Source organism: Vibrio sp. L3-7, assembly GCF_963898195.1.
In the GTDB taxonomy this organism is placed as follows: domain Bacteria; phylum Pseudomonadota; class Gammaproteobacteria; order Enterobacterales; family Vibrionaceae; genus Vibrio; species Vibrio echinoideorum.
Genome location: NZ_CAWQUW010000074.1, coordinates 61,938 through 81,603, shown reverse-complemented (window position 1 = coordinate 81,603; position 19,666 = coordinate 61,938). Strand labels below are relative to the sequence as shown.

At 44.7% G+C, this 19,666-nt stretch carries 35 protein-coding genes; 30 read left to right on the top strand and 5 right to left on the bottom strand.

Translation table 11 applies throughout. The annotated features are described in order from the left end of the window. Window positions 1-46 precede the first annotated feature (46 nt). The 29 genes from tuf to rplQ all read left to right on the top strand — a co-directional run bounded on the left by tuf (window position 47) and on the right by rplQ (window position 15,327). Window positions 47-1,231 carry an elongation factor Tu gene (tuf, locus tag AACW75_RS25850; protein ID WP_135457668.1) on the top strand — a complete coding sequence of 395 codons (1,185 nt, stop codon included), beginning with the start codon at window positions 47-49 and terminating at the stop codon, window positions 1,229-1,231. A 445-nt stretch (window positions 1,232-1,676) separates the two neighbouring features. Beyond that, window positions 1,677-1,988 carry a 30S ribosomal protein S10 gene (rpsJ, locus tag AACW75_RS25845; protein ID WP_004736761.1) on the top strand — a complete coding sequence of 104 codons (312 nt, stop codon included), beginning with the start codon at window positions 1,677-1,679 and terminating at the stop codon, window positions 1,986-1,988. A gap of 14 nt (window positions 1,989-2,002) precedes the next feature. Then, the gene (rplC, locus tag AACW75_RS25840) at window positions 2,003-2,632 is read left to right on the top strand and encodes a 50S ribosomal protein L3 (protein ID WP_004736763.1); all 630 of its coding nucleotides are present in this window, start codon (window positions 2,003-2,005) and stop codon (window positions 2,630-2,632) included. A 16-nt stretch (window positions 2,633-2,648) separates the two neighbouring features. Next, window positions 2,649-3,251 (top strand): 50S ribosomal protein L4, encoded by a 603-nt coding sequence (gene rplD / locus AACW75_RS25835; protein ID WP_017076295.1) that lies wholly within the window; start codon window positions 2,649-2,651, stop codon window positions 3,249-3,251. Beyond that, a complete protein-coding gene (gene rplW / locus AACW75_RS25830; protein WP_017076296.1) occupies window positions 3,248-3,550 on the top strand; it encodes a 50S ribosomal protein L23 in 303 nt (100 codons plus the stop codon). Before rplD ends, rplW begins: the two co-directional genes overlap by 4 nt. A gap of 14 nt (window positions 3,551-3,564) precedes the next feature. Further along, complete coding sequence (gene rplB, locus AACW75_RS25825; protein ID WP_017076297.1) at window positions 3,565-4,389, top strand: 50S ribosomal protein L2; 825 nt, start codon at window positions 3,565-3,567, stop codon at window positions 4,387-4,389. Window positions 4,390-4,408: 19 nt separating this feature from the next. Further along, window positions 4,409-4,687, top strand: a complete 279-nt coding sequence (gene rpsS, locus AACW75_RS25820; protein WP_004736729.1) for a 30S ribosomal protein S19 — start codon at window positions 4,409-4,411, stop codon at window positions 4,685-4,687. Between the two features lie 10 nt (window positions 4,688-4,697). Beyond that, entirely contained in the window at window positions 4,698-5,030 is a 333-nt protein-coding gene (gene rplV, locus AACW75_RS25815) for a 50S ribosomal protein L22 (protein ID WP_004736732.1), read from the top strand. 18 nt (window positions 5,031-5,048) lie between these two features. Beyond that, entirely contained in the window at window positions 5,049-5,747 is a 699-nt protein-coding gene (gene rpsC / locus AACW75_RS25810; RefSeq protein WP_004736734.1) for a 30S ribosomal protein S3, read from the top strand. A gap of 11 nt (window positions 5,748-5,758) precedes the next feature. After that, window positions 5,759-6,169, top strand: coding sequence for a 50S ribosomal protein L16 (gene rplP / locus AACW75_RS25805; protein WP_004736736.1), 411 nt, complete (start codon window positions 5,759-5,761; stop codon window positions 6,167-6,169). Further along, window positions 6,169-6,360, top strand: a complete 192-nt coding sequence (gene rpmC / locus AACW75_RS25800) for a 50S ribosomal protein L29 (protein WP_237297584.1) — start codon at window positions 6,169-6,171, stop codon at window positions 6,358-6,360. The genes rplP and rpmC overlap by 1 nt, the downstream gene beginning before the upstream one ends. Beyond that, window positions 6,360-6,614, top strand: coding sequence for a 30S ribosomal protein S17 (gene rpsQ, locus AACW75_RS25795; RefSeq protein ID WP_004736739.1), 255 nt, complete (start codon window positions 6,360-6,362; stop codon window positions 6,612-6,614). The genes rpmC and rpsQ overlap by 1 nt, the downstream gene beginning before the upstream one ends. A gap of 162 nt (window positions 6,615-6,776) precedes the next feature. Beyond that, on the top strand, window positions 6,777-7,148 hold the full coding sequence (gene rplN / locus AACW75_RS25790) for a 50S ribosomal protein L14 (protein ID WP_004736740.1): 372 nt from the start codon (window positions 6,777-6,779) through the stop codon (window positions 7,146-7,148). An 11-nt stretch (window positions 7,149-7,159) separates the two neighbouring features. Further along, the gene (gene rplX / locus AACW75_RS25785) at window positions 7,160-7,477 is read left to right on the top strand and encodes a 50S ribosomal protein L24 (RefSeq protein WP_004736742.1); all 318 of its coding nucleotides are present in this window, start codon (window positions 7,160-7,162) and stop codon (window positions 7,475-7,477) included. A 24-nt stretch (window positions 7,478-7,501) separates the two neighbouring features. After that, window positions 7,502-8,041, top strand: a complete 540-nt coding sequence (rplE, locus tag AACW75_RS25780) for a 50S ribosomal protein L5 (protein ID WP_004738790.1) — start codon at window positions 7,502-7,504, stop codon at window positions 8,039-8,041. A gap of 16 nt (window positions 8,042-8,057) precedes the next feature. Next, complete coding sequence (gene rpsN / locus AACW75_RS25775) at window positions 8,058-8,363, top strand: 30S ribosomal protein S14 (protein ID WP_017076298.1); 306 nt, start codon at window positions 8,058-8,060, stop codon at window positions 8,361-8,363. 29 nt (window positions 8,364-8,392) lie between these two features. Beyond that, the gene (gene rpsH, locus AACW75_RS25770; protein WP_009847785.1) at window positions 8,393-8,785 is read left to right on the top strand and encodes a 30S ribosomal protein S8; all 393 of its coding nucleotides are present in this window, start codon (window positions 8,393-8,395) and stop codon (window positions 8,783-8,785) included. Window positions 8,786-8,795: 10 nt separating this feature from the next. Then, the gene (rplF, locus tag AACW75_RS25765; protein WP_004736750.1) at window positions 8,796-9,329 is read left to right on the top strand and encodes a 50S ribosomal protein L6; all 534 of its coding nucleotides are present in this window, start codon (window positions 8,796-8,798) and stop codon (window positions 9,327-9,329) included. A 9-nt stretch (window positions 9,330-9,338) separates the two neighbouring features. Beyond that, complete coding sequence (gene rplR / locus AACW75_RS25760; RefSeq protein WP_017076300.1) at window positions 9,339-9,692, top strand: 50S ribosomal protein L18; 354 nt, start codon at window positions 9,339-9,341, stop codon at window positions 9,690-9,692. Between the two features lie 14 nt (window positions 9,693-9,706). Next, entirely contained in the window at window positions 9,707-10,207 is a 501-nt protein-coding gene (rpsE, locus tag AACW75_RS25755; RefSeq protein WP_004736754.1) for a 30S ribosomal protein S5, read from the top strand. A gap of 7 nt (window positions 10,208-10,214) precedes the next feature. Continuing rightward, window positions 10,215-10,391, top strand: coding sequence for a 50S ribosomal protein L30 (gene rpmD, locus AACW75_RS25750; RefSeq protein WP_017076301.1), 177 nt, complete (start codon window positions 10,215-10,217; stop codon window positions 10,389-10,391). 5 nt (window positions 10,392-10,396) lie between these two features. After that, window positions 10,397-10,831 (top strand): 50S ribosomal protein L15, encoded by a 435-nt coding sequence (rplO, locus tag AACW75_RS25745; protein ID WP_004736758.1) that lies wholly within the window; start codon window positions 10,397-10,399, stop codon window positions 10,829-10,831. Between the two features lie 20 nt (window positions 10,832-10,851). Further along, window positions 10,852-12,186 (top strand): preprotein translocase subunit SecY, encoded by a 1,335-nt coding sequence (secY, locus tag AACW75_RS25740; RefSeq protein WP_017076302.1) that lies wholly within the window; start codon window positions 10,852-10,854, stop codon window positions 12,184-12,186. Window positions 12,187-12,227: 41 nt separating this feature from the next. Beyond that, window positions 12,228-12,341 carry a 50S ribosomal protein L36 gene (gene rpmJ / locus AACW75_RS25735; protein WP_000868186.1) on the top strand — a complete coding sequence of 38 codons (114 nt, stop codon included), beginning with the start codon at window positions 12,228-12,230 and terminating at the stop codon, window positions 12,339-12,341. A gap of 148 nt (window positions 12,342-12,489) precedes the next feature. Beyond that, window positions 12,490-12,846, top strand: a complete 357-nt coding sequence (gene rpsM, locus AACW75_RS25730; RefSeq protein WP_004738779.1) for a 30S ribosomal protein S13 — start codon at window positions 12,490-12,492, stop codon at window positions 12,844-12,846. Between the two features lie 19 nt (window positions 12,847-12,865). Next, window positions 12,866-13,255, top strand: coding sequence for a 30S ribosomal protein S11 (gene rpsK / locus AACW75_RS25725; RefSeq protein WP_004738778.1), 390 nt, complete (start codon window positions 12,866-12,868; stop codon window positions 13,253-13,255). A 31-nt stretch (window positions 13,256-13,286) separates the two neighbouring features. After that, window positions 13,287-13,907 carry a 30S ribosomal protein S4 gene (gene rpsD / locus AACW75_RS25720; protein WP_017076303.1) on the top strand — a complete coding sequence of 207 codons (621 nt, stop codon included), beginning with the start codon at window positions 13,287-13,289 and terminating at the stop codon, window positions 13,905-13,907. Window positions 13,908-13,929: 22 nt separating this feature from the next. Then, entirely contained in the window at window positions 13,930-14,922 is a 993-nt protein-coding gene (locus AACW75_RS25715; protein ID WP_004729813.1) for a DNA-directed RNA polymerase subunit alpha, read from the top strand. Window positions 14,923-14,946: 24 nt separating this feature from the next. Beyond that, the gene (gene rplQ / locus AACW75_RS25710; protein ID WP_004729812.1) at window positions 14,947-15,327 is read left to right on the top strand and encodes a 50S ribosomal protein L17; all 381 of its coding nucleotides are present in this window, start codon (window positions 14,947-14,949) and stop codon (window positions 15,325-15,327) included. A 261-nt stretch (window positions 15,328-15,588) separates the two neighbouring features. Here the strand turns inward: rplQ and AACW75_RS25705 are convergent, their stop codons facing one another. Both AACW75_RS25705 and AACW75_RS25700 read right to left on the bottom strand, forming a co-directional pair. Continuing rightward, window positions 15,589-16,083 (bottom strand): DUF2780 domain-containing protein, encoded by a 495-nt coding sequence (locus tag AACW75_RS25705; RefSeq protein ID WP_145565855.1) that lies wholly within the window; start codon window positions 16,081-16,083, stop codon window positions 15,589-15,591. A gap of 132 nt (window positions 16,084-16,215) precedes the next feature. Then, window positions 16,216-16,836, bottom strand: coding sequence for an FKBP-type peptidyl-prolyl cis-trans isomerase (locus tag AACW75_RS25700; protein ID WP_237297583.1), 621 nt, complete (start codon window positions 16,834-16,836; stop codon window positions 16,216-16,218). Window positions 16,837-17,049: 213 nt separating this feature from the next. On the opposite strand from AACW75_RS25700, the gene AACW75_RS25695 reads away from it, so the two are divergent. Next, a complete protein-coding gene (locus AACW75_RS25695; RefSeq protein WP_145565856.1) occupies window positions 17,050-17,634 on the top strand; it encodes a LysM-like peptidoglycan-binding domain-containing protein in 585 nt (194 codons plus the stop codon). A 55-nt stretch (window positions 17,635-17,689) separates the two neighbouring features. On the opposite strand, the gene AACW75_RS25690 is transcribed toward AACW75_RS25695, so the two are convergent. The 3 genes from AACW75_RS25690 to AACW75_RS25680 are packed head-to-tail and all read right to left on the bottom strand — an operon-like array spanning window position 17,690 to window position 19,614. Further along, window positions 17,690-18,538 (bottom strand): DMT family transporter, encoded by an 849-nt coding sequence (locus tag AACW75_RS25690; protein WP_145569978.1) that lies wholly within the window; start codon window positions 18,536-18,538, stop codon window positions 17,690-17,692. After that, window positions 18,538-18,990, bottom strand: coding sequence for a GNAT family N-acetyltransferase (locus AACW75_RS25685; protein WP_145569976.1), 453 nt, complete (start codon window positions 18,988-18,990; stop codon window positions 18,538-18,540). Before AACW75_RS25685 ends, AACW75_RS25690 begins: the two co-directional genes overlap by 1 nt. Window positions 18,991-19,047: 57 nt before the next feature. Then, complete coding sequence (locus AACW75_RS25680) at window positions 19,048-19,614, bottom strand: Crp/Fnr family transcriptional regulator (protein ID WP_135458551.1); 567 nt, start codon at window positions 19,612-19,614, stop codon at window positions 19,048-19,050. Between the last annotated feature and the right edge of the window lie 52 nt (window positions 19,615-19,666).

The window sequence follows — 19,666 nt, the reverse complement described above, 5'->3', positions numbered from 1 at the left end:
GCTCAATAATGAACGTGGCGAATCATAACTAGGAAGGAACACGATTGTGTCTAAAGAAAAATTTGAACGTACGAAACCGCACGTAAACGTTGGTACTATCGGCCACGTTGACCACGGTAAAACAACTCTAACTGCTGCTATCTGTACTACACTTGCAAAAGTGTACGGCGGTGTTGCTAAAGATTTCGCATCTATCGATAACGCTCCAGAAGAGCGCGAGCGCGGTATCACAATCGCAACTTCTCACGTTGAGTACGATACTCCTGCACGTCACTACGCACACGTAGACTGTCCTGGACACGCCGATTATGTTAAAAACATGATCACTGGTGCTGCTCAAATGGACGGCGGTATCCTAGTTGTTGCTGCTACAGATGGCCCTATGCCACAAACTCGTGAGCACATCCTACTTGGTCGTCAAGTTGGTATCCCTTACATCATCGTATTCATGAACAAATGTGACATGGTTGATGACGAAGAGCTACTTGAGCTAGTAGAAATGGAAGTTCGTGAGCTTCTTTCTGAGTACGAATACCCAGGAGACGACCTTCCAGTAATTCAAGGTTCTGCACTTGGCGCTCTAAACGGCGAAAAGCAGTGGGAAGACAAGATCGTTGAGCTTGCAGAAGCACTAGATTCTTACATTCCACTTCCAGAGCGTGCTGTTGATCTACCGTTCCTACTTCCTATTGAAGATGTATTCTCAATCCAAGGTCGTGGTACAGTAGTTACTGGTCGTATCGAACGCGGTATCCTACGTGTAGGTGACGAAGTAGAAATCGTTGGTATCAAAGAAACTACTCTTACTACTTGTACTGGTGTTGAAATGTTCCGTAAACTGCTTGACGAAGGTCGTGCAGGTGAGAACGTTGGTGCACTTCTACGTGGTACTAAGCGTGATGACGTTGAACGTGGCCAAGTACTTTCTGCTAAAGGTTCAATCAACCCACATACTAAGTTCGAGTCTGAAGTATACGTACTTTCTAAAGACGAAGGCGGCCGTCACACTCCTTTCTTCAAGGGTTACCGTCCACAGTTCTACTTCCGTACAACTGACGTAACAGGCGATATCACTCTACCTGAAGGCGTAGAAATGGTAATGCCAGGTGACAACGTTCAAATGACTGTTGAGCTAATCGCTCCAATCGCAATGGACGAAGGTCTACGTTTCGCAATCCGCGAAGGTGGCCGTACAGTTGGTGCTGGTGTTGTAGCTAAAATCTTCGCTTAATAGCATTTAGATTTTTGCACACTCTTCATTAGAAGAGCACGCATCTGAAAAGGGAAGCTTCGGCTTCCCTTTTGTTATTTATAAAGAAATACCTCTTTACTACACGCGACCCCAAGACAAAAAACGCCTTCCTTCAATATATTTCGATTATTTCCCCAACGCTACTTGCATCCTAAAACGTGATCTGTATAATGCATCGCACTGGCTAACGCCGGTTTGTGAACCAATGAGCACTGAGGAGTAGGTCTTACCTAGTAATGTATACTCAGCTTATGTTCGCGGTTAATAAAAATAGTAAACTTCGTGTTTGCTTCAAAAGTTAACTGACAATGCGTCCTGATTTTGGATGCTACGGTTTCACATAAATCAATCGGCATTCTCTCGTTCTTTCGAGCTTGAGTGGCGATATTGTTTGTGTAATTTTTAATAATTGGAGCTCTGTCTCATGCAGAACCAACGTATTCGTATCCGCCTTAAAGCTTTTGATTACAAGTTAATCGATGCTTCAACTGCGGAAATCGTTGAAACAGCAAAACGTACTGGCGCACAGGTTCGTGGTCCTATTCCACTTCCTACTCGTAAAGAGCGTTTCACTGTTCTTACCTCTCCACACGTCAACAAAGATGCACGTGACCAGTACGAAATTCGTACTCACAAGCGTTTGATCGACATCGTTGAGCCAACAGATAAAACTGTTGATGCTCTAATGCGTCTTGATCTTGCAGCTGGCGTTGATGTTCAAATCAGCCTAGGTTAAGGGAGATAAGAATAATGATTGGTCTAGTCGGACGTAAAGTGGGTATGACCCGCGTATTTACTGAAGAAGGCGTTTCTATCCCAGTAACTGTTGTTGAGGTTGAAGCGAACCGTATTTCTCAAGTTAAAACTCTTGAGACAGACGGCTACGCAGCAATCCAAGTAACTACTGGTGCTAAGAAAGCTAACCGTGTAACTAAACCTGAAGCTGGTCACTTCGCGAAAGCGGGTGTAGAAGCAGGTCGCGGTCTTTGGGAATTCCGTTTAGAAAACGGCGAAGAGTTTGAAGTTGGCGCTGAGCTAAACGTAGAACTTTTCAACGAAATTAAAAAAGTAGACGTTACTGGTACATCTAAAGGTAAAGGCTTCCAAGGCGCTATCAAGCGTTGGAATTTCTCTACTCAAGATATGACTCACGGTAACTCTTTGTCTCACCGCGCACCGGGTTCAATTGGCCAATGTCAAACTCCAGGCCGCGTGTTTAAAGGCAAGAAAATGGCAGGTCACATGGGAGCTGAGCGTGTAACGACTCAAAACCTAGAGATCGTACGTGTTGACGCTGAGCGCAATCTACTCCTTATTAAAGGTGCAGTACCAGGCTCAACAGGCGGTAACGTGATCGTAAAACCTGCTGTTAAAGCATAACGTCTAGGAGTAAGTAATGGAATTGATGGTTAAAGGTGCTGATGCACTAACTGTTTCCGAGACTACTTTCGGACGTGACTTTAACGAAGCTCTAGTACACCAAGTAGTTGTTGCATATGCAGCAGGTGCTCGTCAAGGTACTCGTGCTCAAAAGACTCGTTCTGAAGTATCAGGCGGCGGTGCTAAGCCATGGCGCCAAAAAGGTACTGGCCGTGCACGTGCTGGTACAATTCGTAGCCCAATCTGGCGTACAGGTGGTGTTACTTTTGCTGCGAAACCACAAGATCACAGCCAAAAAGTAAACAAAAAAATGTATCGCGGTGCTATGAAAAGCATTCTTTCTGAGCTAGTTCGTCAAGAGCGTTTAATCGTTGTTGATAACTTCTCTGTAGAAGCACCAAAAACAAAAGAACTTGCAGCTAAGCTTAAAGAGCTTGAGCTAAGCGACGTTCTGATTGTGACTGGCGAAGTAGATGAAAATCTATTCTTAGCTGCTCGTAACCTTTACAAAGTAGATGCACGTGATGTTGCTGGTGTTGATCCAGTATCACTAATCGCTTTCGACAAGGTTCTGATGACTGCTGATGCAGTTAAGCAAGTTGAGGAGATGCTAGCATGATCACTGAAGAGCGTATCTTAAAAGTTCTACGTGCTCCGCACATCTCTGAAAAAGCAACTATGGCAGCTGAGAAAGCGAACACTATCGTTTTCAAAGTAGCTAAAGATGCAACTAAGAAAGAGATCAAAGCAGCTGTAGAAAAGCTATTTGAAGTTGAAGTTAAGTCTGTAAATACTCTTGTATTAAAGGGTAAGACCAAACGTCAAGGTATGCGTGAAGGCCGTCGTTCAGACATTAAGAAAGCCTACGTTACTTTGAAAGAAGGTCAAGATCTTGACTTCGTTGGCGGCGCGGAATAACAGGAGTAGTAAAAATGGCTATTGTTAAATGTAAGCCGACTTCCCCTGGTCGTCGTCACGTCGTTAAAGTTGTTAACGCTGACCTGCACAAGGGTAAGCCATACGCACCACTTTTAGAGAAAAACTCTAAGAACGGTGGTCGTAACAACAACGGTCGTATTACAGTACGTCACATCGGTGGTGGTCATAAGCACCATTACCGTCTGATTGACTTCAAACGTACTAAAGATGGCATCCCAGCGAAAGTTGAGCGTCTAGAATACGATCCAAACCGTAGTGCTAACATCGCTCTAGTTCTGTACGCAGACGGTGAGCGTCGTTACATCATTGCACCTAAAGGTGTTAACGCAGGCGATCAGATTCAATCTGGCGTAGATGCTGCAATCAAAGCAGGTAACACTCTGCCGATGCGCAACATCCCAGTAGGTTCTACTGTACACTGTGTTGAACTTAAGCCTGGTAAAGGTGCACAACTAGCTCGTTCGGCTGGTGCTTATGCTCAAATCATCGCTCGCGATGGTGCATACGTAACTATTCGTCTACGTTCTGGTGAAATGCGCAAAGTACTTTCTGAAGGTCGTGCAACGATCGGTGAAGTTGGTAACTCTGAGCATATGCTACGTGAACTTGGTAAAGCTGGTGCTTCACGCTGGCGCGGCGTACGTCCAACCGTACGTGGTGTAGTAATGAACCCGGTGGATCACCCACATGGTGGTGGTGAAGGCCGCACATCTGGTGGTCGTCACCCAGTATCTCCTTGGGGCGTTCCTACTAAGGGCTTCAAGACTCGTAAGAATAAGCGCACTGACAAGTACATCGTACGTCGTCGCACTAAATAATTTATAAAGAGGAATCGCCATGCCACGTTCTCTCAAGAAAGGTCCTTTTATTGACCTACACTTGCTGAAGAAGGTAGAGAAAGCGGTGGAAAGCGGAGACAAAAAGCCTATTAAGACTTGGTCCCGTCGCTCAATGATCATCCCAACAATGATTGGTTTGACCATCGCTGTCCATAATGGTCGTCAGCACGTCCCTGTTTTCGTTACCGAAGAAATGATCGGTCACAAACTAGGCGAATTTGCACCAACTCGTACTTATCGCGGTCATGCTGCAGATAAGAAAGCTAAGAAGAAATAAGGAGTAGATGATGGAAGCTTTAGCTAAACATAACTTTGCTCGTATTTCTCCACAGAAAGCTCGCTTAGTTGCAGACCAAATTCGCGGTAAGTCGGTAGACCAGGCTCTAGAAATTCTAACTTTCAGCAACAAAAAAGCTGCTGTTTTAGTTAAGAAAGTTCTTGAGTCAGCTATCGCTAACGCGGAACATAACGAAGGTGCAGATATCGACGATCTAAATGTCGCTAAAATCTTCGTAGATGAGGGCCCTATCATGAAGCGTATTATGCCTCGTGCTAAAGGCCGTGCGGATCGTATCTTGAAGCGTTCAAGCCACATCACTATTGTTGTAGCAGATCGCTAAAGACTAGGAGAGTAAGCAATGGGTCAGAAAGTACATCCTAATGGTATTCGTCTTGGCATCGTCAAGCCTTGGAATGCTACATGGTTTGCTAATACCAACGAATTCGCTGACAACCTAGACGGCGACTTCAAGGTACGTCAGTTCCTTACCAAGGAACTACAAAAAGCATCATTATCTCGTATCGTTATCGAGCGTCCAGCTAAGAGCATCCGTGTGACTATTCACACTGCTCGCCCTGGCGTTGTTATCGGTAAGAAAGGTGAAGACGTAGAGAAGCTACGCGCAGCTGTAGCTAAAATCGCAGGTGTACCAGCGCAAATTAACATCGCTGAAGTACGTAAACCTGAGCTAGATGGTCAGCTTGTAGCTGATAGCATCGCGTCTCAACTAGAGCGTCGTGTTATGTTCCGTCGTGCAATGAAGCGTGCGGTACAAAATGCTATGCGTCTAGGCGCTAAAGGCATCAAAGTACAAGTAGGCGGCCGTCTTGGCGGTGCTGAAATCGCACGTTCAGAGTGGTACCGTGAAGGCCGTGTGCCTCTACACACTCTACGTGCAGACATTGATTACGCAACTTCTTCGGCTCACACTCAATACGGTGTGATCGGCATTAAAGTTTGGATCTTCAAAGGTGAGATTCTAGGCGGAATGCCAGCTGCTAACGCAGTAGAGCCAAAAGGCGATAAGCCTAAGAAGCAGCGTAAAGGCCGTAAGTAAGGAGTCGAACGATGCTACAACCAAAACGTACTAAGTTCCGCAAGGTTATGACTGGTCGTAACCGTGGTCTAGCTAAAGGTACTGAAGTAAGCTTCGGCGAATTCGGTCTTAAAGCTGTTGGCCGTGGTCGTCTGACTGCACGTCAAATCGAAGCGGCACGTCGTGCTATGACACGTCACATTAAGCGTCAAGGTCAAATCTGGATCCGTGTTTTCCCAGACAAACCTATTACTGAAAAGCCTCTTGAAGTTCGTCAAGGTAAAGGTAAAGGTTCAGTTGCGTATTGGGTTGCTCAAATCCAACCAGGCAAAGTTATGTACGAGATGAATGGCGTACCTGAAGAGTTGGCACGTGAAGCGTTCCGCCTAGCGGCGCGCAAACTGCCTGTTAAAACTACTTTTGTAACTAAGCAGGTGATGTGATGAAAGCACAAGATCTACGCGAAAAGAACGTTGAAGAGCTTAACGCTGAGCTATTGAATTTGCTACGTGAACAGTTTAACTTGCGCATGCAAGCTGCAACTGGTCAACTTCAGCAAACTCATACTCTAAAAGCTGTACGCCGTGACATCGCACGTGTGAAAACTGTTTTGACTGAAAAGGCAGACGCATAATGAGCGAAACTAACCGCATCCAGCAAGGCCGTGTAGTAAGTGACAAGATGGACAAGTCTATCGTTGTTGCTATTGAGCGTACTGTAAAACACCCGATTTACGGTAAGTTCATCAAACGCACGACTAAAGTACACGCACACGACGAAGACAACACTTGTGGCCTAGGCGACAAAGTTGAAATCGCTGAGTGTCGTCCTCTGTCTAAGACTAAGTCTTGGACATTGGTTAAAGTTCTAGAAAAAGCGAAGATTTAATCTTTGTAATTCTATAACTTATAAGCGGCTCCAAATAATTTTTTGGAGCCGCTTGTTTTTTGTCTACCCAATTTAAAAAAAGGGTGGTACAATTCGCGTCCCTTTTAAAGAGGCAGCCCGACCCGAGAGGGTCTAGTTTTAATATTTAGCGGAGCACTAACAATGATCCAGATGCAAAGTACACTTGACGCAGCAGATAACTCTGGCGCGCGCAAGGTAATGTGTATTAAGGTTCTGGGTGGCTCTCACCGCCGTTATGCACATATCGGTGACGTCATCAAGGTTACAGTGAAGGAAGCGATTCCTCGCGGTAAAGTAAAGAAAGGTGATGTTCTGAAGGCGGTAGTAGTTCGCACCCGTAAAGGCGTTCGTCGCCCAGACGGTTCTGTCATTCGCTTCGACAGTAATGCTTGTGTATTGTTAAATGACACTACTGAGCAACCAGTCGGCACACGTATCTTTGGTCCTGTGACTCGTGAACTTCGTAACGCGAAATTCATGAAGATTGTATCACTTGCACCTGAAGTTCTGTAAGGAGCGGCAACATGGCAGCTAAAATCCGTCGTAATGACGAAGTAATCATTCTTGCTGGTAAAGATAAAGGCAAGAAAGGTAAAGTAACTAAGGTTCTGACAACTGGTAAAGTTGTTGTTGAAGGCATCAATCTTGTTAAAAAGCACCAAAAGCCGGTTCCGGCTCTAGGTCAACAAGGTGGCATCGTTGAACAAGAAGCAGCTATTGATGCTTCTAACGTTGCAGTCTTTAACGCGGCTACTGGTAAAGCAGACCGTATCGGTTTCCGTATCGAAGATGGCAAGAAAGTTCGTTTCTTCAAATCTAACGGCGAAACTGTTTCTAACTAATTAGAAGTAATTTGGAGTTCTACTATGGCGAAACTGCATGATTACTACAAGTCGTCTGTAGTCGCTGAGCTTACCAAAGAGTTCAGCTACACAAGCGTCATGCAAGTCCCTAGGATTGAGAAAATCACCCTAAATATGGGCGTTGGTGAAGCAATCAACGATAAGAAACTGCTAGAAAACGCAGCAGCTGATATGGCAACGATCTCTGGTCAAAAGCCACTTATCACTAAAGCGCGTAAATCTGTAGCTGGTTTCAAAATTCGTGAAGGCTACCCAATCGGTTGTAAAGTAACCTTGCGTGGTGAGCGCATGTGGGAATTTTTAGAGCGTTTAATCTCTATCGCACTTCCACGTGTACGTGATTTCCGTGGTGTTAGCGCTAAGTCTTTTGACGGACGCGGTAACTACAGCATGGGCGTTCGCGAGCAAATCATCTTTCCGGAAATCGACTACGATAAAGTCGATCGTGTCCGCGGTCTTGATATTACTATCACGACTTCTGCGGGATCCGATGAGGAAGGCCGAGCTCTGCTGGCTGCCTTTAACTTCCCATTCCGTAAGTAAGGGTAGGGTTACTGTTATGGCTAAACAATCAATGAAAGCACGTGAAGCTAAACGTGCAAAACTAGTAGTTAAGTTCGCTGAAAAGCGTTCTGCGCTAAAAGTTATCATTAGCGATGTAAACGCATCTGAAGAAGATCGTTGGAATGCGGTTCTTAAACTGCAATCTCTTCCACGTGATTCAAGTGCATCACGTCAGCGCAACCGTTGCAACCAAACTGGTCGTCCACACGGTTTCCTACGTAAATTCGGTCTAAGCCGTATTAAGGTTCGTGAGGCTTGCATGAAAGGCGAGATTCCGGGTCTTCGTAAGGCTAGCTGGTAATTGCCACTTAATCATTTGGAGTAAATCTTATGAGCATGCAAGATCCGATTTCGGATATGCTGACCCGCGTTCGCAACGGTCAGGCAGCAAATAAAGTTGCTGTAAAAATGCCTTCTTCAAAGCTTAAAGTTGCAATTGCTGCATTACTTAAAGCTGAAGGTTACATCGTTGACTTCGCTGTTGACAGCGAAGCAAAACCTGAGCTAGAAGTTACACTTAAGTACTTCCAAGCTAAACCTGTAATCGAGCAAATCAAGCGCGTATCACGTCCTGGTCTAAGAGTTTATAAAAATAAAGACTCTTTACCTACAGTGATGGGTGGTCTTGGTATTGCAGTTGTTTCTACTTCCAAGGGTCTGATGTCTGACCGTGCTGCTCGCAAAGCAGGTCTTGGCGGTGAAATCATCTGTTACGTAGCTTAAGGAGTAGATTATGTCTCGTGTTGCTAAAGCACCTGTCGCTATTCCAGCTGGCGTAGAGGTGAAACTAAACGGCCAAGAAGTTACTGTAAAAGGTAGCAAAGGTGAGCTTACTCGCGTTCTTAACAGCGCCGTAGTTATTGCACAGGAAGAAAACAACCTAACTTTCGGTCCGAAAGAAGGTGTTACTAACGCATGGGCACAGGCTGGTACAGCTCGCGCTCTAGTTAATAACATGGTTGTGGGTGTTACTCAGGGCTTCGTTAAGAAGTTAACTCTTAAAGGTGTTGGTTACCGTGCTGCTATCAAAGGCAACTCTGTAGGTCTAACACTAGGCTTTTCTCACCCAGTAGAGCACGCTCTACCTGAAGGTATTAAAGCTGAGTGCCCTAGCCAAACTGAGATCATTATTACTGGTTGCGATAAGCAAGTAGTAGGTCAAGTTGCGGCTGACATTCGTTCTTACCGTGCTCCTGAACCTTATAAAGGTAAAGGTGTTCGTTACGCAGATGAAAATGTGCGTACTAAAGAAGCTAAGAAGAAGTAAGGTATCACTATGGATAAGAAAGCATCTCGCATCCGTCGTGCTACACGTGCACGTCGTAAGATTGCAGAACTTGGCGTAACTCGCTTGGTAGTACACCGTACTCCTCGCCACGTTTACGCTCAAGTTATCTCGGCAAACGGCTCTGAGGTTATCGCAGCTGCTTCTACTGTAGAAAAAGCGATCCGTGAGCAAGTTAAGAACACTAGTAACGTTGATGCAGCTAAAGCAGTTGGTAAAGCTGTTGCTGAGCGCGCTCTTGAAAAAGGCGTAGCTTCAGTTGCATTTGATCGTTCTGGTTTCCAATACCACGGTCGAGTAGCGGCGCTAGCAGATTCTGCTCGCGAAGCTGGTCTGAAATTCTAAGGTAGGGTTGGAAGATGGCTAAAGAACAACAACAAGCTAATGATTTGCAAGAAAAGCTGATCGCTGTTAACCGTGTATCTAAGACGGTTAAAGGTGGTCGAATCATGAGCTTCACTGCACTAACAGTAGTTGGTGACGGTAATGGTCGCGTAGGTTTCGGTTACGGCAAAGCTCGTGAAGTACCTGCAGCGATTCAAAAAGCAATGGAAAAAGCGCGTCGTAACATGGTTACTGTTGCGCTTAACGAAGGCACTCTTCACCACCCGGTGAAAGGTCGTCATTCGGGCTCTAAAGTTTACATGCAGCCAGCTGCTGAAGGTACAGGTGTTATTGCCGGTGGTGCAATGCGTGCCGTACTTGAAGTTGCAGGCGTACATAACGTTCTTTCTAAAGCATACGGTTCTACGAACCCTATCAACGTTGTTCGCGCAACGATTGGTGCTCTAGTGGACGTTAAGTCACCAGAAATGGTTGCTGCTAAACGTGGTCTAACTGTTGAATCTATTTCGGAGTAAGAACACGATGGCAACTATTAAAGTAACTCAAACTAAAAGCTCAATTGGTCGCCTACCTAAGCACAAAGCGTGCCTTAAAGGTCTAGGTCTTCGTCGCATCAACCATACAGTAGAACTTGAAGATACACCGTGTATACGCGGTATGATCAACAAGGTTTACTACATGGTTAAGATTGAGGAGTAATCAGAATGCGTTTGAATACTCTATCACCGGCTGCTGGCTCTAAACCTTCTAAGAAGCGTGTAGGTCGTGGTATCGGTTCTGGCCTTGGTAAAACAGGTGGCCGCGGTCACAAAGGTCAAAAGTCACGTTCTGGCGGCTCTGTTCGTCCAGGTTTTGAAGGCGGTCAAATGCCTCTAAAACAACGTCTACCTAAATTCGGTTTCACTTCTCGTAAGAGCCTAGTGTCTGCTGAAGTTCGTCTAGCTGAGCTAGCGAAAGTAACAGGTGACGTAGTTGATCTTAACAGCCTTAAAGCTGCTAACGTTATCACTAAGAACATCGAGTTTGTTAAGATCGTTCTTTCTGGTGACCTAAGCAAAGCTGTGACTGTTAAAGGTCTACGCGTGACTAAAGGCGCTAAAGCTGCAATCGAAGCTGCAGGCGGTAAAATCGAGGAATAATCTCGAGGAACGAGGTACAGATGGCTAAGAAACCAGGACAAGATTTTCGTAGTGCTCAGAGCGGCTTAAGTGAACTAAAGTCGCGCTTATTATTCGTAATTGGTGCACTTTTAGTATTCCGAGCCGGCTCTTTTGTGCCGATCCCTGGTATTGACGCAGCTGTACTTGCCGATTTGTTCGATCAGCAAAAAGGTACCATCGTAGAAATGTTTAACATGTTCTCCGGTGGTGCTCTTGAGCGTGCATCTATATTAGCATTGGGTATCATGCCGTACATTTCGGCATCGATCGTAGTCCAATTGTTAACTGTAGTTCATCCAGCGTTAGCAGAACTCAAGAAAGAGGGTGAAGCAGGCCGTCGTAAGATAAGCCAATATACACGCTACGGCACGCTTGTACTTGCAACATTCCAAGCTATTGGTATCGCAACAGGCTTACCAAACATGGTCGACAATCTGGTTGTTATCAACCAAACCATGTTTACGCTTATTGCTACCGTGAGTTTAGTAACTGGTACCATGTTTTTGATGTGGTTAGGTGAACAGATCACTGAGCGAGGAATCGGTAATGGTATTTCCATTCTGATATTTGCAGGTATTGTTGCTGGATTGCCTTCTGCAATCGGTCAAACAATCGAGCAAGCGCGTCAAGGTGAATTGCATGTGCTTCTTCTGTTGTTTATCGCGGTATTGTCTTTTGCTGTAATTTACTTCGTAGTTTTCATGGAGCGTGGTCAACGTCGTATCGTCGTTAACTATGCGAAGCGTCAACAAGGTCGTAAAGTTTTTGCAGCACAAAGCTCTCATTTGCCACTTAAGATTAATATGGCAGGTGTTATTCCAGCGATTTTTGCATCAAGTATTATTTTGTTCCCAGGAACATTAGCGCAGTGGTTTGGTCAAAATGGTGAAAGCAGCGCGTTCGGTTGGTTAACTGACGTGTCATTAGCTCTTAGCCCAGGTCAGCCTCTGTATGTAATGCTTTATGCAGCAGCTATAATCTTCTTCTGTTTCTTCTATACAGCGTTGGTGTTTAACCCACGTGAAACAGCTGATAACTTGAAGAAGTCTGGTGCATTCGTACCCGGTATCCGCCCAGGTGAGCAGACAGCGAAATATATCGATAAAGTGATGACTAGACTAACCCTTGCGGGCGCTCTATACATTACTTTTATATGTCTGATTCCTGAATTCATGATGGTCGCGTGGAACGTTCGTTTCTACTTTGGCGGCACATCACTACTAATCGTAGTGGTTGTTATCATGGATTTTATGGCACAGGTACAGACTCATCTGATGTCACAACAGTATGATTCTGTGTTAAAGAAAGCGAATCTGAAAGGTTACGGCCGTTAATTCGGTTGTGATTATTTCGATTCCATTTACGGAGTTTAGCAATGAAAGTTCGTGCTTCCGTTAAAAAAATCTGCCGTAACTGTAAAGTTATCAAGCGTAACGGTGTCGTTCGCGTGATTTGCAGTGAGCCAAAGCATAAGCAACGCCAAGGCTAATCAGCAGAAATTTTTACTTGAAATACTAGGTAGAGTCGAGTATATTCCTCGGCCTACCTTTTGCGTGCAAAAGAAGTAGTATGCCGCAGCGTATCCATCACGGGCTTTGCTGCGGATAATTCTTTTATGAACCCCTTAGGAGTGAATAATGGCCCGTATAGCCGGCATTAACATTCCTGATCATAAGCATTCTGTAATTGCACTTACTGCAATCTACGGTATTGGTAAAACTCGCTCTCAAGCTATTCTAGCTGAAGTGGGTATTGCTGAAGATGCTAAGATCAGTGAACTAACTGAAGAGCAGATCGATCAACTGCGTGATGGTGTAGCTAAATACACTGTAGAAGGTGATCTACGTCGTGAAGTATCGATGAACATCAAGCGTCTTATGGACCTTGGCTGTTACCGCGGTCTTCGTCATCGTCGCAGTCTACCACTACGTGGACAGCGTACTAAAACCAACGCTCGCACCCGTAAGGGTCCGCGCAAGCCGATCAAGAAATAGTCGGATAAGGTAGAGTACAATGGCAAAACAACCAACTCGCGCGCGTAAGCGCGTACGCAAGCAAGTAGCTGATGGCGTAGCGCACATTCATGCTTCTTTCAACAACACAATCGTAACTATCACTGACCGTCAAGGCAACGCTCTTGCATGGGCTACAGCAGGTGGTTCAGGTTTCCGTGGTTCTCGTAAATCTACTCCGTTCGCAGCACAAGTTGCAGCTGAGCGTTGTGGTGAAATGGCTAAAGAATATGGCCTAAAGAACTTGGAAGTTATGGTTAAGGGTCCAGGTCCAGGTCGCGAATCTACAGTTCGTGCACTGAACGCTGCTGGTTTCCGTATCACTAACATTGTTGATGCGACACCAATCCCTCATAACGGTTGTCGTCCACCTAAGAAACGTCGCGTTTAAGTTTCGTTTCTAGGAATATTGGAGAAAGATCATGGCAAGATATTTGGGTCCTAAGCTGAAGCTTAGCCGTCGCGAAGGTACTGACTTATTTCTTAAGTCTGGTGTCCGTGCGATCGATACCAAGTGTAAAATTGATAACGCACCAGGTGTACACGGCGCTCGTCGCGGTCGTCTATCTGAGTATGGCGTTCAGCTTCGTGAGAAGCAAAAAGTTCGTCGTATCTACGGCGTTCTAGAAAAACAATTCCGCAACTACTACAAAGAAGCTGCACGTCTTAAAGGCAACACAGGTGCAAACCTGCTTCAGCTTCTTGAAGGTCGTCTTGATAACGTAGTTTACCGTATGGGCTTTGGCGCTACTCGTGCTGAATCTCGTCAACTAGTTAGCCACAAGTCTATTCTAGTTAACGGTAAAGTTGTAAACGTTCCTTCTTTCAAAGTAGCGGCAAACGACGTTGTTTCTATCCGCGAGAAAGCTAAACAGCAATCTCGTATTAAAGCGGCTCTAGAAGTTGCTGAACAACGTGAAAAGCCAACTTGGATTGAAGTAGATGCTAGCAAGATGGAAGGTACATTCAAGCGTATGCCTGAGCGTTCTGACCTATCAGCTGACATCAATGAACACTTGATCGTCGAACTTTACTCTAAGTAAGGTTAAAAAAAGAGAGGACACAATGCAGGGTTCTGTAACAGAATTTCTTAAGCCGCGTCTTGTTGACATTGAACAGATCAATACGACACACGCGAAAGTAACTCTTGAGCCATTAGAGCGCGGTTTCGGCCACACTCTAGGTAATGCTCTTCGCCGCATTCTTCTATCTTCTATGCCGGGTTGTGCCGTAACAGAAGTTGAAATCGAAGGTGTGCTACACGAATACAGTACTAAAGAAGGCGTTCAGGAAGATATCCTAGAAATCCTTCTAAACCTTAAAGGTTTGGCTGTACGCGTTGCTGAAGGCAAAGATGAAGTGTTTATAACACTGAACAAATCAGGCTCAGGCCCTGTTGTTGCAGGTGACATCACCCACGATGGTGATGTAGAGATCGCTAACCCTGAGCACGTTATTTGTCACCTAACGGATGACAACGCTGAGATCGCTATGCGTATCAAAGTTGAACGTGGTCGTGGTTACGTTCCAGCTTCAGCTCGTATCCATACTGAAGAAGATGAGCGTCCAATCGGTCGTCTACTTGTTGACGCTACTTACAGCCCGGTCGATAAAATCGCCTACGCTGTAGAAGCGGCACGTGTAGAACAACGTACTGACTTAGACAAGCTTGTTATCGATATGGAAACGAACGGTACTCTTGAACCTGAGGAAGCAATCCGTCGTGCAGCTACTATTTTAGCTGAACAACTGGATGCGTTCGTAGATCTTCGTGATGTACGTGTACCTGAGGAGAAGGAAGAGAAGCCAGAATTCGATCCTATCCTACTGCGTCCTGTAGACGATCTTGAACTAACAGTTCGCTCTGCTAACTGTTTGAAAGCAGAAGCGATTCACTACATCGGTGATCTTGTACAGCGCACTGAGGTTGAGCTACTTAAAACGCCAAACCTTGGTAAGAAATCTCTTACAGAGATTAAAGATGTGCTTGCTTCACGTGGTCTTTCTCTAGGCATGCGCCTAGAAAACTGGCCACCAGCGTCAATCGCTGAAGATTAATCGAAAAGTTAGAAGGATTAGGTCATGCGCCATCGTAAAAGTGGTCGTCAACTCAACCGCAACAGCAGTCATCGCAAAGCGATGTTCAGCAACATGGCTAGCTCTCTTGTTCGTCACGAAGTTATTAAAACTACCGTGCCTAAAGCAAAAGAACTACGTCGCGTAATTGAGCCGTTGATTACCCTAGCTAAGACAGACAGTGTTGCTAACCGTCGTCTTGCTTTTGCTCGCACTCGTGATAACGAAGTGGTAGCAAAACTATTTAATGAACTAGGCCCGCGTTTCGCGGCTCGCCAAGGTGGTTACACTCGCATTCTTAAATGTGGTTTCCGTACTGGTGATAAAGCTCCAATGGCTTACATTGAGCTTGTAGACCGCCCAGCTGCTGAAGAAGCTGCTGAGTAATCTATACTAGATTCTTAATACAAAAGCCGAGCATTAGCTCGGCTTTTTTGTATCTGTAGAAAATCAAAAATTGCACCACGATGTTTGGCATTTTACTTGCCTGATCTGCTCCATTTTTTGAAAATATCTCATATCTCATATCTCATATCTCATATCTCATATCTCATATCTCATATCTCATATCTCAAATATTTTTCTTCCACGCACAAAAAAGAGCACCGAAGTGCCCTTATCTATATTTTTAGCGAACAGCTAACTCGTTTATTGCCAAACAGCTGCAAGTGAATCCATCAGGCCGCTAGTCGCACCTTGTGATTGGAGCGCTTGAAGAATGATTGGTGCAAACGTAGTAATCATTGATGAGTCCATACCTAAACCTGAGAAAGCACTTTCAACAGCGCCTTGTGAGTTTAGTACTGACGTTAAGCCAGTAGATTCAAGCGTCGACATTCCTGGAATGAGTGACGAAAGTTCTTTGTTATCTGCAGTGCCAAGTGAATTTTGTGCAAGAGCCAACATGGAACCAATTCCTCCAATAGCTTGGTCACTCGTTACAGATGCTTGATCTGCAACGGTATCTGCTAGAGGTGTCGTCTCATTTTGTTGAGACCACATATTCACAGCTGCCATAAGCGCAGTTTGAGTTAACTGGGAATAGTTTGTATCAGAAGTAGAACTGGTTGGTTCTGAATCGCTAGTATTAGCGCAAGAGACAACAGCAAGGCTGCTTAAAACGGTGATGAGTACTTTCTTCATTATTTGTCCTTAAGTAATAAAGTAATTTACTCTTTCACTATAAACGAAAAACGGCGATGTAGTCACATCGCCGTTACATTATTTTAATTTTATTTGCCTATAGTATTTTGTTTTACTGAGGCTTTTTAAAAATTAAAGAATAGCTAGAAGTTCTACTTCAAATACTAGAGCAGCAAATGGTGGGATTGCAGCACCTGCGCTGCGCTCACCGTATGCTAGATCTTGTGGGATGTATAGCTTCCATTTAGAACCAACAGGCATCATTTGTAGAGCTTGAACCCAACCTTGAATTACGCCAGTTACTGGGAATTCAGCAGGTTGACCGCGAGATACAGAGCTGTCGAAAACAGTACCGTCAGTTAGTTCACCGTGGTAGTGAACACGTACTTGCTTGTCTGCAGTAGGGATTTCGCCAGTACCTTCAGTTAGTACTTCGTACTGAAGACCAGACTCAAGAACTGTTACTTCTGAACGAAGAGCGTTGTCAGTTAGGAAAGCTTCGCCGTCAGCAGCAGCTACTTTAGCTAGTTCTTGACGTGCAGCTTCACCACGAGTGTGTAGCTCTTGCAGTGCGTTGTTGATTTCGTCAACTTCGATAGCTGGCATGTCACCAACTAGAGCTGTTGCGATACCAGCAGCGATTGCGTCAACGTTTAGGCCTTCAAGACCAGAACCAGCAAGTTGTTGGCCCATTTGTAGACCGATACCGTAGCTAGCTTTTTGCTCTACAGTTTCAAATTTTACTTCAGACATGAAAAGTCACTCTTTTTGTCAGTACGAAAAGGGTAAGAATACCAGTATTAGCAGCCTGAATAAACGGCTAGCCCCTGATCACTTACGCTTTACCGTGCTGATATCACAGGGATGTCAATTTTCTCGCTTTGGTCTCCGTTGTGACGGAAAGATCTATACTGTTGGTACTTTGGTTTTTATACTGTAGTTATTCAATGTATAGGACGCAGTGGCATGAATCGTCGTCAAAAGAAAAAGCAAAAAGTTGACCACTTAGCAGAGCTCAAGGTTAGACTGGAACAGATTAAAGCGAAATTGAGCTCTATCGACATAAAGAAAATGAAGACCTCGGTAACGCAAAGTTGGGGTTCATTACCGAAACTACATCAGAGACTGTTGATGGTGATTTCGCCGATCGTATTAATCTTACTTTTTGTGCCGCTACCAGAACCTAAAGTAGACGCAGCTCCAACAACATCGCGCGTCGAGCTTGAGATAAACACCGTTGGCTTAAGCGAACAGCAAAATGCCAAGAGCAGTTCATCAGAACCGAGCAAAAACAATTGGCAGGAGTACCTGGTTAAACAGGGTGATACGTTGGCGCAGGTTTTTCGAAACAACGATTTACCGTTGTCTGACTTGAATGCCTTAGTGCGTATTGAAGGTTCTGATAAGCCGTTAAGTCAGATCCGAAAAGGTCAGCTAGTTCGCTTTAAACTTGCCGAAACCGGTCAATTAGATATTCTTCAGCTAGAGAAAGGCGATACTTCGGTGATGTTTTTCCGTTTATCTGATGGTGGCTTTGGTCGCAGTAAATAAAATCGAACTACTCGTTATAAGGGTGTAGTTAGAATAAATATCAGACAGAAAAGAGCTAATAATTAGCTCTTTTTTTTGATCGCTTGAAAGGGGCGAGCGGCAAAATAATCAACATAATTCCGATAAAGGTTAACGTATCTGGAATCTCATCGAACCATAGCGCACCAATAATCGCGACAAAAACTAGCCCCGAATATTCTGCCAATGCTATTTGGCTTGAGTGTGCTTTCTGATAGGCCGCAACCGCAAGGCCGTTATAGCTCAATATGAGTGTTGCACTAAGTGCTATATATCCCAAGTGCTCTATAGACACGGGTTGCCAGTATACTAGGCAAAGTACCAATGAAGCAGGTATTGAGCAAAACGTTGTCCACCACAGCGTAGTGACGACAGTTTGTTCACTGGGAAGCTTTCTTACTAAGACATTAAATAGCGCTAGGGTAAGTGCTGTGCCTAATGCAAACAATGCTGCCCAGTGAAATTGCGAAGGCCTTAATACAATCAGCGCACCAATGAAGCCTATGGTTGTCGCGACAACCTTACCGAGTGCCGGTTGCTCCTTCAGTAGAAACATTGAGAGCGGTAGCATCAGTAGAGGGGCGATATAAAACACCGCATTGGCGGTCGCCAAAGACAAGTGAGTGATCGCAACGACCATACAACCACTGCCAATTAAGATCAGTTGCCCTCGTATGAAAGTTACTTTGGCTTGTTGCAATTGCCGTTTCTCTTTTTTCTGCTGTAGCCAAAAAGGTGTGATGATGATCAGCGATATCAACTGTCGGAAAAAAATATATTGAAGCGGTGGAACTTCACCGTTTAATAGTTTGACTGCTACGTCTGAAAAAGAGGCAAACAGATTCCCCACGATCAGCAATAAAATACCGACAGTGATGTTTGACATTACTTTTCTAATCTCATATCTACATGGGGAATATCATCTTCCAGATACATCTCTGAGATAGTTTTGAACCCGTGGTTCGCATAGAAGTGTTCAAGATGCTGTTGTGCTCCTATATCGATGGTCGTCTTAGGCCAAAGAGTCTCACAGCGCATCAATGCTTCTGTTATTAGCTGATGCCCTAAACCATTACCTCTTGCAGATTGTTTAGTCGCAACTCGGCCAATGCTTGTGTTGTCGTAACTGGTGCCTGGTGGTAATAAACGTGCACATGCCACTAACTCTTCATTGGCGTAGCCAAGTAAGTGATGGACACCTGCGAGTGTATCTTTACCGTCGAGCTCTGGATAGGGGCAAGTTTGCTCAACCACAAATACATCAACTCGTAATCTAAGTAGTTGATAAAGCTGTTGTGTTGAAAGTTGAGAGAAAGGAATTGAGTGCCAAGTGATCATGTTTACATCCAGAGATTATCGATGCTCTGAATGTACTATGTGCGATGATTATTGGCATTAACTATTGTTAATTCGACCTTTAATTCTGCTCAGACTGATCGCGGTTATACCTAGGTAAGCCGCAATTTGGTTGTCGTTCAAGCGCTGCTCAAGATCGGGGTAGTGTTCACAGAACAGTTGGTAACGTTGCTCTGGGGTATAGAGCAGCATAAAGCGTTCTTTGTTTTCTTTATGCATTAGCTGAGTTTCTAACAACTTTAAATACAAAAGGTTGTTTGATGCGCGCCATTCGATAACGGCGTTCATTGGTAGCTCTAACAGTGTTATTGGTGTGAGTGTTTCTAGTAGGTAAGGGGACGCTTGGTTCTTTATCAAACTCTCAAAGCCGATGATCCAGTCTTGCTCCCAATAGAACTCTTTGCTGTATTGCTTACCGTCGTCTGTGAGGTAGCAAGCATGGCACAAGCCTTCAAGTACAAAGTAGATTGAGCTCGCCATTTCTCCTTGATTGATGAGGATATGTCTTGTTGGCAGTTCAAGCGGTTTCGCGACGGCTAATAGAGATTCAATCTGACTTTGAGAGAAGTCGAAGCTTTGTAGTTGTTCGATAAAAGAGGTGTGCATGAAAATAACCTAACCCAAATAAGTGCCGAAATCATCGCACTTATTTGAGTGT